The sequence below is a fragment of the Faecalibacter sp. genome (genome assembly GCF_057177045.1).
Map to the genome: position 1 here is coordinate 2734528 of NZ_CM169987.1, position 11834 is coordinate 2746361.

Annotated in this window: 11 protein-coding genes; 5 read left to right on the forward strand and 6 right to left on the reverse strand. The window is 32.7% G+C overall.

All coding sequences use genetic code 11. The annotated features are described in order from the left end of the window. Both AC1QSP_RS12725 and AC1QSP_RS12730 read right to left on the reverse strand, forming a co-directional pair. Window positions 1-1308: a TolC family protein gene (locus tag AC1QSP_RS12725; protein WP_484079008.1), complete on the reverse strand. Its 1308-nt coding sequence runs from the start codon at window positions 1306-1308 to the stop codon at window positions 1-3. After that, window positions 1298-1933 (reverse strand): TetR/AcrR family transcriptional regulator, encoded by a 636-nt coding sequence (locus tag AC1QSP_RS12730; protein WP_484079009.1) that lies wholly within the window; start codon window positions 1931-1933, stop codon window positions 1298-1300. The genes AC1QSP_RS12725 and AC1QSP_RS12730 overlap by 11 nt, the downstream gene beginning before the upstream one ends. A 99-nt stretch (window positions 1934-2032) precedes the next feature. On the opposite strand from AC1QSP_RS12730, the gene AC1QSP_RS12735 reads away from it, so the two are divergent. From AC1QSP_RS12735 to AC1QSP_RS12745, 3 genes are all read left to right on the forward strand, one after another. Further along, window positions 2033-3304, forward strand: coding sequence for a DUF2851 family protein (locus AC1QSP_RS12735; protein WP_484079010.1), 1272 nt, complete (start codon window positions 2033-2035; stop codon window positions 3302-3304). Then, window positions 3301-3522, forward strand: coding sequence for a hypothetical protein (locus tag AC1QSP_RS12740; protein ID WP_322970855.1), 222 nt, complete (start codon window positions 3301-3303; stop codon window positions 3520-3522). Before AC1QSP_RS12735 ends, AC1QSP_RS12740 begins: the two co-directional genes overlap by 4 nt. 105 nt (window positions 3523-3627) lie before the next feature. Next, window positions 3628-4638 carry a hypothetical protein gene (locus AC1QSP_RS12745; RefSeq protein WP_484079011.1) on the forward strand — a complete coding sequence of 337 codons (1011 nt, stop codon included), beginning with the start codon at window positions 3628-3630 and terminating at the stop codon, window positions 4636-4638. Window positions 4639-4686: 48 nt separating this feature from the next. On the opposite strand, the gene AC1QSP_RS12750 is transcribed toward AC1QSP_RS12745, so the two are convergent. From AC1QSP_RS12750 to AC1QSP_RS12760, 3 genes are all read right to left on the reverse strand, one after another. Continuing rightward, a complete protein-coding gene (locus AC1QSP_RS12750) occupies window positions 4687-7599 on the reverse strand; it encodes a M16 family metallopeptidase (RefSeq protein ID WP_484079012.1) in 2913 nt (970 codons plus the stop codon). A gap of 67 nt (window positions 7600-7666) precedes the next feature. Further along, on the reverse strand, window positions 7667-8038 hold the full coding sequence (crcB, locus tag AC1QSP_RS12755; RefSeq protein ID WP_484079013.1) for a fluoride efflux transporter CrcB: 372 nt from the start codon (window positions 8036-8038) through the stop codon (window positions 7667-7669). A gap of 6 nt (window positions 8039-8044) precedes the next feature. Then, complete coding sequence (locus AC1QSP_RS12760; protein WP_484079014.1) at window positions 8045-9613, reverse strand: NAD(P)/FAD-dependent oxidoreductase; 1569 nt, start codon at window positions 9611-9613, stop codon at window positions 8045-8047. A 116-nt stretch (window positions 9614-9729) separates the two neighbouring features. On the opposite strand from AC1QSP_RS12760, the gene AC1QSP_RS12765 reads away from it, so the two are divergent. Together AC1QSP_RS12765 and AC1QSP_RS12770 are read left to right on the forward strand one after the other, a co-directional pair. Then, window positions 9730-10119: a protease inhibitor I42 family protein gene (locus AC1QSP_RS12765; RefSeq protein WP_484079015.1), complete on the forward strand. Its 390-nt coding sequence runs from the start codon at window positions 9730-9732 to the stop codon at window positions 10117-10119. Beyond that, window positions 10120-10560, forward strand: a complete 441-nt coding sequence (locus tag AC1QSP_RS12770; RefSeq protein WP_484079016.1) for a hypothetical protein — start codon at window positions 10120-10122, stop codon at window positions 10558-10560. Window positions 10561-10599: 39 nt separating this feature from the next. On the opposite strand, the gene AC1QSP_RS12775 is transcribed toward AC1QSP_RS12770, so the two are convergent. Next, window positions 10600-11793, reverse strand: coding sequence for a C1 family peptidase (locus tag AC1QSP_RS12775; RefSeq protein ID WP_484079017.1), 1194 nt, complete (start codon window positions 11791-11793; stop codon window positions 10600-10602). Window positions 11794-11834 lie beyond the last annotated feature (41 nt).

The following is an 11834-nucleotide window of genomic DNA, read 5'->3' on the forward strand; positions in this document are numbered from 1 at the left end:
TTATTTTTTAGTACTTTCGATTAAACTTCCTTGAGTATATAAGAATTCGTAACCTGCTAATGCTTGATCCGCTTCACCTACAACTTTATTGATTTCCGCTTGTAATTGTTGAATATCTGCTTCTAGTAATTGATCAGTATCCGCTAATCCGTTGTCGTATTTATCCTTTATGATACGATAGTTTTCAACGGCTTGTTCAAAAGCTTCTTCATACACTTTATTTTTCTTCTCCGCTAAAGTGTACTTTTGATGCGCTTCATTCAACTCTACTTTCGCTTTATCTTTTAAAGCTTCCAATTGCATCTCGGTTTCTACTTTCTTTGCACGAGCATATTCTACTTCTCGTTTATTCTTATAAATTGAACTCAAATCATATTTAAGTCCAACTCCAACAGTTAAACTGTTAAACATACTTGCGATTTGATCAATATCAATAGCATAATAATTTCCTGTAAATCCAATTTGTGGATAATAAGCTGCTTTCGCTATACGTATTGCTTCTTCTGCAATTTCTTTTTGTTTTTCAACTGATAAGATGTCTTTTCGCTGAAGTAATGATTCATCTGATTGATTCTCGATGACAATGTTTTCGCTTTCCATTACATCGTAATCCAAATCATTCGGATCTCCCATTAATACTTTTAGACGATAATTAAGATTTACATAATTATTTGTGGCTTCTTCTATGGCAATTTGTACATTAGAAGCTTGGAGTTTTGCGCGTAAAAAATCATTACGTGCAATAATTCCATTGTCTAAGAAATTTTGAAAATCTTTTACACGTTGATTGGCACGAACCAAATTTTCATTTAATACTTCTAAGGTTTTTTGTGTTTTATAAATACCGAAATATAAATTAATGGTTTGCCAAACCACATCTTCTTTTGTTGACTCTAATTGTAATTTTGATAAGTCAACTGCAAGATTACTTTGTTTAATGGCTCCTTTAATTTGACCTCCAGCATAGATCGGTAAAGAGACTCCAGCTGTACCAAATAATACATGATCGGGATTTACATTAACCATTCCACTTCCAGCACCAGCAGGAAGCTGCATCTTTAATTTTGTATCACCTTTCGATAAAATTTGCTGGTATTGACCTGAAATATTTAAGTCAGGTAATTGATGATTTTTTGCTGTTTTTGCTTTCCATTCCGCCGATGTTGTGGCAGCTTCAGAAACTTTTACAGCTTTACTATTGGATAAACTTCTATTTATGGCATCTTCTAAACGAAGTGTTGTATGATTTTGTGCCATTAATAAAGAAGAAGCAACCAATAAAAGCGGTACGAAAATTTTATTTTTCATTGTATTGTAAAATTGCTTTTAAAGAGTCTAATAAATAAGGAAAAAATGTGTTGATGATATTTTCTTTATATTCATGATGATTATCGATATTCCAAAGAGGCATATAGGTTTTATCATTTAACACGATATAAGAAATAGGTCCAATAACGGACATGATAATAGCTTCAGCTGGAACTTTTCGAAGGAAAATTTGTTGTTGATAACCTTCTTCAATTGCTTGATTGATAAAATTGAGATTAGACATTTTCAAATCTGTGATGGCTTTATCAATGAAAATAAATGAATCGTTTTTAGAATATTCTCTCACCATAATGCGATGAAAGGCATGATTACTCATGATGCGTTGCATGTAAGTATCCAAGAAATACACTAATTTTTGATACGGATCTAAATTTTCATTTTTCACCGTTTTCGCTAATTCTTGATTCAACATGTATAGGCGCCATAAAAACAAGGATTCAACTAATTTTTGTTTAGATCCAAAATAATAGCTAATCATTGCAATATTGATTCCTGCAAGCTTAGCGATATCTCTAACACTTGTTGCATCGACTCCTTTATCAGAAAATATTTTTTCAGCAGATTGTAATATTTCCAACTGTTTATCGGTTAAATTCAATTCCATAATGCAGTTTTAGAAATGCAAAGTTAAACAAACGTTTAATTAAAATTATAATTTTTTTTGAATAAAAATTTTGATTAAATTATTGGAAACAAATGCGCAATGAAAGAAGCTTTTTTACATCACATTTGGAATCATAAATTATTACACCAACATTCACTTCGTACATTTCATGGAAGTTCAATTGAAATAATTCGGTTTGGTCAATTAAACTTTCATTCAGGACCCGACTTTTTGGAAGCTGAAATTCTTATTGGGAAACAACTATGGATAGGATCTGTCGAAATGCATGTTAATTCATCTGACTGGGAGTTACATCGGCATTCTAATGATCCCGCATATCACAATGTCATTCTCCATGTTGTATGGAATCATGATTGTGAAATTGATTTTTTAAGGCAAAGAAATGTTGAAACGTTAATCCTTCAAGAGTTTGTTGCAAAAGAAATCGTATTTAATTACAATTTAATTTTAAACAATTCAGTACATTATTTCCCTTGTGAAAAAATGATAAAGACCATTGATTTTGATAAAATTAAAATTTGGTTCGATCGACTAATAATTGATCGATTGGAATTAAAATCGAAGGGAGTATTAAAATTGTATGAAGCAACTCATCATAATTGGGAGGAAGTGACATTTAAACTTTTAGCTTATAATATGGGTTTAAAAATAAATGCTGATGCTTTTGAACAATGGTCAAATTCGTTTCCTTTTCATATTCTGCAAAAAAATCAATTTGATCCCTTACGCATTTATGCCTTATTTTTTGGTCAAGCTGGTTTCTTAACAGAATCGATGGATGATTATATGCATGCATTAAAAGTAGAATACGAGTATATTCAACATAAATATCAATTGAAACCTTTATCAAAATCAATTTTTAGATTTTCATCCTTGCGTCCACCTAATTTTCCAAGTATTCGATTAGCACAATTGGCCAGCATTTATAGCCAAGAGAAAAATCTGTTCTCTCAATTGGTTAGCTTTGATGATCGAAAAGAAATTGAACTTTATTTTGAAAATTTTGAACCTCATATATATTGGAATACCCATTTTGTTTTTGGTAAACAAAGTAAATCAATCGTAAAACGGCTCTCAAAATCCAAGATTCATCAATTAATTATCAATTGGATAATTCCGCTTCGCTTAACCTATGATTTGATAAGCGATCACTTGGACATGGAATGGTATTTACAATTATTAGAATCATTGAAATCTGAAGAGAATCGAGTGATTGAAAATTATCAAAATGCTGGTGTTTTGATTCAATCTGCAAAAGATTCACAAACCATATTACATCTTAAAAAATACTATTGTGATGAAAAAAAATGCTTAAATTGTGCCATCGGAAATGAAATTCTGAAAACATGAAAGAGCAAATAAGACATTTTACAGAGAAGAGTTGGTTTAATGTAATCTCACGCATTGCAGATAAATTTGGAGTGCGCGTTACACGTTTACGTTTTATTTATATCTATCTGGCATTTGCTACTTTTGGTTTAGCGTTTATTGGCTATTTTATGATGCTATTCTTTTTTTGGATAAAAGATGTTTTTGTTATCAAACGTAAATCAGTTTTCGATTTATAAATATTTATTGACCGAATAAATATTTTCTTCTATTGTACATTTAATAATCAAATAATATTAGCGTAGTTCGGTTGGGATGGCTTGGTATGTAAAACCCTTCGTCTTATGAATTATTTGAAAAAAGATTATTGGAGAACCACTTTTGTACAAAGAGTTGGAATCTTTGTACTCTTACTGATGCTTATTGGATTTGAAATGGCTCTTCATTTCAAATCGAATGTCGAAAAATCAACTTATTTTAGTGCGAATACCTCGCGATACGATTCATTGGAGTTCCAATTATCCCAGTTAATTGATTCGGCAAAAACCAATGGATTTACATTCCATCGAACAAAAAGAAATAAAATTTCTAAAGATTCACTTCGACCATTTCATCCCAATGATTTACCAAAACAAGGTTGGGAAAAGTTAGGATTTACGCCAAAACAGGCGGAGGTTATCATGAAATATAAGCAAATGCTTGGAGGGAAATTTGAGTCGAAAGAACAGATTCGAAAATGTTTTGTGGTCTCTGATGAAATCTATCAAATTTTAGAACCTTATATTCTGCTTCCTGAAAAATCAAAATCAGATATCAAACAAGACAAGTATCAATCTGCTAAAAAAATTAATTATACTCGATTTAACCCCAATGAATATACCGAAAGGGATTGGATTAAAATTGGTTTTAGCCCTAGACAAGCTGAAGTGATTTTAAAATATAAAAAGATGGTAGGTGGAGAGTTCCGCAGCAAAGATCAATTAAAGAAATGCTTTGTGATTTCTGATGATAAATATGCAGAAATGGAACCTTATATAGATCTTCCTGAAAAAAATGAATCTAATTTTAAATCCAAAGAACAAGAGTTGGTAGAATCAACTATTCCAACAAATCAATCATCCAATCAATTAAAATCAAATCCATCTAAAGTCGAAATAACGGAAAAATTTAATCCTAATGATTTGGATTTGGAAGGCTGGATAAAGCTGGGATTTTCAGAAAAACAAGCGCAAACGATATTAAATTTCAAACGTTCGTTAGGGGGGAAATTTAAAGATGCAAAAACATTGAGTCGAAGTTATGTTATTTCGGAAGAGAAATTTAAAGAAATGGAACCTTATTTGGTGTTTGAGTAAAAAAAAATCCACTTCGACCGAAGTGGATTTTTATATTTGAATTGGATTTTAGTAATTGAATAAATCTTCTAAAGATAATTCTGTTACTGGTCCTAATTTTTCTACAGATTGCCAATCTAGGGTTTCTTTTTTACCAATTAATCCCACATTGAATTTTTGACCTTTAATGTGTTTGTTAAAGAATTGGTCTAAAGTATCCATTGTTAACGTTGACGTTTGGTTGTAGATATCTTTGTTGATATCATAGTTTAGTCCACGATCTTGTAAAGCTAACCAATAAAAGAAAATATTCGATTTTGTATAACGCTTCGTTGCAATTTGTTTTAAAGCTGCTTGTTTTGAATTTTCGAATTGATTTTGTGCTTTCGGCATGTTATTCATTAACTCTGACATGGCTTCAACTGCTTGAGGTAATTTATTGGCTTGTGTACCAATACTAGCAGACACGTAGTTATAGTTGCCTTTTTTACCAGCGTTCGAATAGTTTGAACGAGCAGAGTAAGCTAATGATTTAGATTCACGAATTTCTTGGAAAACAATTGAAGATAAACCTCCACCAAAATATTCATTAAAAATTCCAGAAGGAGTTAATAAATTCGAATCAAATTGTTGATCACGAGCAATAAAATTAATCTCCGCTTGTACCATGTCGTATGGAGCAAAATATACTTTACCAGTAGTAGGTGCTTGTACAAATTCTTTTTTCGCTGGAGCTTGTAAACCTTTACCAAAGTTGTGGTATTTCTCTAACATTTTTTTCGTTGCAGCTTCATTATTTCCATAATAGAAGATTTGATGCTCATAGTTAAAGAAATCTTTGATGATTTGCGTTAATTCTTTTGGATCAATTGCTTTTAATTCTGCTTCAGACAAAATGTTTCTGAAACGGTTATCAGGACCATATTGCGCATATTGATTTAAAGCCATTGCAATTGCATTTTTATTTTTCTTAGCATTGACACGAGACTTTAAAATAGAATTCACATATTCGTTGTATGATTCTTGGTTTGCAACAGCATCAGAAATTAAATGTTCAAATAATTGAAGTCCATTTTCCAAATTTTGTTGTAATCCTGATACAGATACATATGTACGTTCTGTTCCTGCATTTACACCATATTCTACCCCATATTTATAGAATTCTTTCTTTAAATTTTCTGGAGAATATTTAGATGTTCCTAAATAATCCAAGTAGTTGATCGCTAAAGCTAACTTTTTGTTGTGATCAGAACCCATTTCTGAAATGAAATAGATTGAACTTAAATCATTTGTTTTGTTTTGAATTGAAGTGAATTTTGTGTTTTTCACTTTTCCTTCCTTCATTTCTTTTTTGAAATCTACAAAAACAGGTTTGATATCACCTGAGTTGATTTTCATAAACTCTTTGTACCATGTCGATTCAGCGTCACGGTTTAATTGAATAGGAGTAATCCCTGGATTCGATACACGAACTAAATCTTTGTTTTCACCTTGACGTTTGTACACAATCACATAGTTGTCTCTATAGTTTTTATTGGCAAAATCCATTAACTGTTGTTTCGTGATTTTTGCCATTTCATCATGTTCAGCAACTACTTTTTCCCAAGGAGTTTCGTTAATGAATGATTTATATAAACTAGAAGCTAATGCACGTGTATTCTCCCATGATTTCATACGGGATTTTTTCATATCATTCACAACTGCTTCAATCATCCATTCGTCGAATTCACCCTTTTTGATTTTATCAATTTGAGCAATTAATAAATCACGAACTTCTTCTAATGATTGACCTTGTTTAGGTGCTCCAGAGAAAGAATGCATTCCTAAATCGCGGAAGAATGAAGCTCCAGAACCTGCACCTAATGCTTTTTGTTGTTGATTAATATTTAAATCGATTAATCCAGCAGTAGAGTTACTTAAGATGTAATCGATTAAAGTAACATATTTTGCATCTTCTGAATTCACCCCATTGAAACGATATGCAAATTGTACACGTTCTGATGAAGGACTTGCAACCTCAGCTGAAATAATTCCTTTGATAGGATCCTCTTTTGCAACGTATTGTTGAGGAGCTGGCTTTTTTGCCATTCCACCAAAATACTTATCAATTAACGGTACAGCCGTGTCAAATTCGAAATCTCCAATTAATAAAACGGCCATATTACTTGCAACATAATATTTGTTGAAGTAATTATGAATCGCAACCATTGAAGGATTTTTTAAGTGCTCTGATGTTCCAATTGTTGTTTGTGTACCGTAATGAGAAGTTGGAAATAGTTTTTCCATCATTTTATAGAACACAATACGACCGTCATTATCTTGAGAACGATTAAACTCTTCGTAAACTGCTTCTAATTCGGTATGGAATAAACGTAAAACCAATTCATTGAAACGTTCCGACTCTACCATTAAAAATTTTTCTAATTCATTGTTCGGAATATTATTGTGATAAATCGTCTCTTCTAATGATGTATGGGCATTTGTTCCAGTTGCGCCTAAAGATGAAATTAACTTATCATATTCGTTTGCAACGGCATATTTAGAAGCTTCTTGAGATACCTCATCGATCTTCTTATAAAGTGCGATTTTCTTTTCAGGGTCTTTTTCTGCTTTGTGTTGTTCGTACAAATCAGAGATTTGCTGTAATAAAACTTTCTCTTTGTTCCAATCTTGAGTTCCAATTTTTGAAGTCCCTTTGAAAACCATATGCTCTAAATAGTGAGCTAATCCTGTATTATCTTCTGGGTCATTATTTGAACCTGTTTTTACGGCAATATGTGTTTGGATTCTAGGCTCATCTTTAATTTGAGCTAAATATATTTTTAATCCATTATCTAATGTATAAATACGTGTTTTTGATGGATCGTTCTCCACTATTTCGTAAGTATATCCTTTATTGTCTGTTTTTTTCACGGTCTTAAATTGTGCATAAGATAGGACTGAAGAAAACATGATTCCACAGACCAATAGTGATTTTTTCATGTAGAAATTTTTAAGCATTCGCTAAAATTACTTAATTCTCCCTAAATGAAAAAATATACGAATAGTTTTAATGAATAATTTTGTAGCCCAATTTCACGGCTAAAATTCCTAAAATTACACTTGAAGTTATGTAAAGTAATGGAATTGTGATGTTTTGTTGCTGAAATAAGTTGTAATTCTCATTCGCAAAAGTGGAAAATGTGGTGAATCCTCCACAAAACCCTACGATTAGTAGAGCGTTAAAAGCGGAATTTCCAAGATTATTTTTCTCAGAAATTCCGTATAATAATCCAATAATTAAACAACCAATAATATTAATCGCAAAGGTAGCAAAAGGGAACGTAGTCGATACAAAATGTTTGATGAGCACACTAACACCATATCGAAAAATACTTCCTAATGCACCACCTAAACCGATAAATAAAATTGTTTTAAGCATGGAATTTTATTGATTTAAAAACTTTTTAATAGCTACTGCAACTTTTGCACCATCCATCGCTGCAGAAATAATCCCTCCAGCATAACCAGCACCTTCAGCACAAGGGAATAAACCTGATACTTGTACATGTTGTAATGTTTCGTCGTTACGAGGTATGCGTACAGGTGATGATGTTCTGGATTCTGTTGCTACAACATTTGCTTCTTCCGTAAAATAACCGTTCATTTTCTTTCCGAAAGTTTGGAATCCTAAGCGTAAAGAGTCATGTACTTCTTTAGGCAATACTTCGCTTAATAATCCCGAAGTGAATCCCGGTAAATACGATCCCGGATTTAAACTATTTGATAATCTTCCGGAAACAAAATCAGTCATACGTTGGGCAGGAGCTTTTAAACTTCCACCACCCACTTGCCATGCTTTTTGTTCGACCATTTGTTGGAATTTCATTCCAGCTAATGGACCCGTAAATCCATATTTGGCGAAATCTTTTTCATCAACTGTTACGACCATTCCAGAATTTGCAAATTGTCCGTCACGTTTAGATGGTGACCAACCGTTAACAACTAACTCTCCTTCATCCGTTGAAGCAGGAGCAATAATTCCACCAGGACACATACAGAAAGAGAATACTCCGCGACCCGCTTCTTGTGAAACTAAAGAGTAAGAGGCAGGAGGTAAATATTGATTTCTTTCCGTACCAATAGGGCAGTGGTATTGCGCAGCATCGATTAAACTTTGTTGATGTTCAATACGTACACCTAAGGCAAATGGTTTCGCCTCAATCAATACTTTTTTGGCTGCTAACATTCTGAATATATCACGTGCAGAATGTCCAGTTGCTAAAATTAAAGATGAGGTTTTGATTCGCGTATCATTGTTAAGTTCAATACCTTTTACTTGATTATTCTCGATAAGGATGTCCGTTAATTTTGTATCAAATAAAACTTCTCCACCACATTCAATAATTGCCTCACGCATATTAGCAATAATTCCTGGTAATTTATTGGTACCAATGTGTGGATGTGCTTCTTGTAAAATTCGTTCAGTGGCACCAAAATGAACAAACCATTGCAATGATTTTAAAATATTTCCACGTTTGGTTGATCGTGTATATAATTTACCATCCGAGTAAGTTCCAGCTCCACCTTCTCCATAACAATAGTTGGATTCAGGATTTACTTTTCCTTCTTTGTTCATGGCTGCTAAATCACGACGACGTGCACGTACATCTTTTCCTCGTTCAATGATAATAGGTTTTAACCCTTGTTCGATTAATTCGAGTGCAGCAAATAATCCCGCAGGTCCAGCTCCGGCTATATAAACTTCGGGTGCATTCGCAACATTCTGAAGATTTGGATGAAATTCGAAAGCATCATAAAATTCTTCATTGATAAAAACATTCACTTGCAATTGTGCCACAATATTACGGCTACGTGCATCTAATGAACGACGAATAATTTGATACGCATTGATATTTTGAGGTCTAGTTTTAGCGGCTGCAGCTAAACGTTGTATTAAAATGGTTTCATTCGCAGCTTCTGCTGGAGAAATTCGTATGGTTACGTTTTGAGGCATATTTATTGTCTAAAAAATATTCAGGTTACAAAATTAATTCAATCCAATCGAAAACGAACATATTGACTGATTTTTGTTTTAAATTTGTTTAAAGAATTCAACCTAAAATGAAAACCATGAAAAAATACATTCTAGCACTTATCGCATTACCTGCACTCTTTTCTTGTGCAACATCTAAAACCGCACAGAAGATAGTGCAATTAAACCCTACAGAAGAAGAGACGATCGTATCTTTAAATATTGGTCAAACTGTTCAAATCGAAGCAGAAAAGAATCCATCAACAGGTTATAATTGGCATCTAGAAGTTCCAAGTGATTGTAGTGTTACGTTTATTAAAGAGGATTCGAAATCGATTTATAATGATGGGCGAGTAGGAGCTCCTATTATTGGAATATATGAATTTTCAGCTTCATCTGTTGGTGAATGTATAGTAGAATTTGATTATTCTCGTGGATGGGAAGGAAAAAGCAATCAGCCTAAAAAAGTTAAATTTATTGTCAAGTAGATGATCAAAAAGAATAATTATAATACATGGATTGTCCTAAGTTTATTGATTTTCATTTCTTGTGGAAATAATAAAAAACAAAATACGGTAACAAGCAATGAATCCCAATTAATTAATTCGGAGAAACCAGAGTCCATTATCAAAGATTCTGTTACTTACTATAATGGAAATCAAAAAGTGATTGAAATCACTGAAGGAGAATATTTCGGATTTATGTTTGAAACGAACGGACAGCAGTTTAATTGGCGAATGGAAAATGCTATTGATGATTCGTATCATTATGTTTCTGAGTCATATGAACCACAACCTGATCATGTAGAAGAAGTTTCTAATGGGATCCAATTGTTTACGTTTAAATCTTTGAAGAAAGGGAAAACGAAAATTGTTTTTCAATCAAAAGATTCCAAAGAAAAAAAGATCATACAAATCCATATCAAATAAAAAAGCATCTCATAAGAGATGCTTTTTTATTATAGGGGGTTATTTACCAATTTTCTTTAATAATTGTTTTGGAACACCATTTTTGTGCACTAAAATATTTAGAGTTTTGTATTGTACATACGCTTTTGTAACATACATATATCCTTCATAATCATTAGAAGCACCCCAAGAATTTTTGATGATATAATATTCCTTTCCGTTTTGATCTTTCGCTAAACCAACGATATGCATTCCATGATCATCTGTAGTTTCATAATTATCAAATGCTTCTTGACGCATTTCTTCTGTAATGACACGCTCTGGCTTAGGTCCATTGAACATGTCTGCTCTTTCTTCAGCCGTCATATCCGCGTAATCTTTTGTTGGAACATATGCTACTCCGTTTTTCCAAGAAAATGACTTTTCCGAAACATCTTGTGCCCATGCGACAGTAAACCCATTTTTCAAAGCATAATCAATTGTATTGGTAATATCATTCATCGGAATGTTATAATATTGACCAAATGCCCAGTTATCTGGAATCATTAATGTAAATGGTTTGTATAATTCTTCGCTTTTAAATGAAGATAATGGAATGTAATCATCAGGATTAATTCCTACCACTTCATCTGCAAATGTGCGTGGTGTATATTTCTTTCCGTTGTAGGTAAATTCTTTTGGATAAGCGCCTAAATAAGCATCCATAATACCAGAGTAGGCTTGTTTCCAGTTTGGTGTTAATTTTCCATTCGGATTAGAAACAATTCCTTTTAAGAATCCTTCCATAGCCGCTGACATTTCACCAAATTGGTTTTTGTTTGTTCCATAGTTTAAACCAGAATATACTTCTTGAGGAACCATTCCGTATTTTTTATATACGTTCATGACATCGTGAAATACTCCACCTTCACCCATTGCAAGGTTTCCATGCATTTTTACATACTGAACCGCACGATCTTGATAAGCATTACGGGCAACGAAAATCTGAGATAATTGTACAGGTTGTTTACCCATTCGTAACATCTCCGATTCGATGAAAGAAGATCCTGAATATGACCAACATGTTCCTGAAGATCCTTGATTTTGTACTGGAGTTTTTGCTAAATTAATCACCTCTGTAAATTGAAATGAAGATTTGGCATTTTCACTTGCATTTTTACTCAAGGAGTTCACTAAGTTATCTTGCGCAGAAACTACTTGTGCTGTACTTAAAAATAAGACAGATGCAAGTAGAGGGTAGAATATTTTTTTCATCTTAAATTATGTTTGATTGTCAATAAAGACGCTAATTTCAC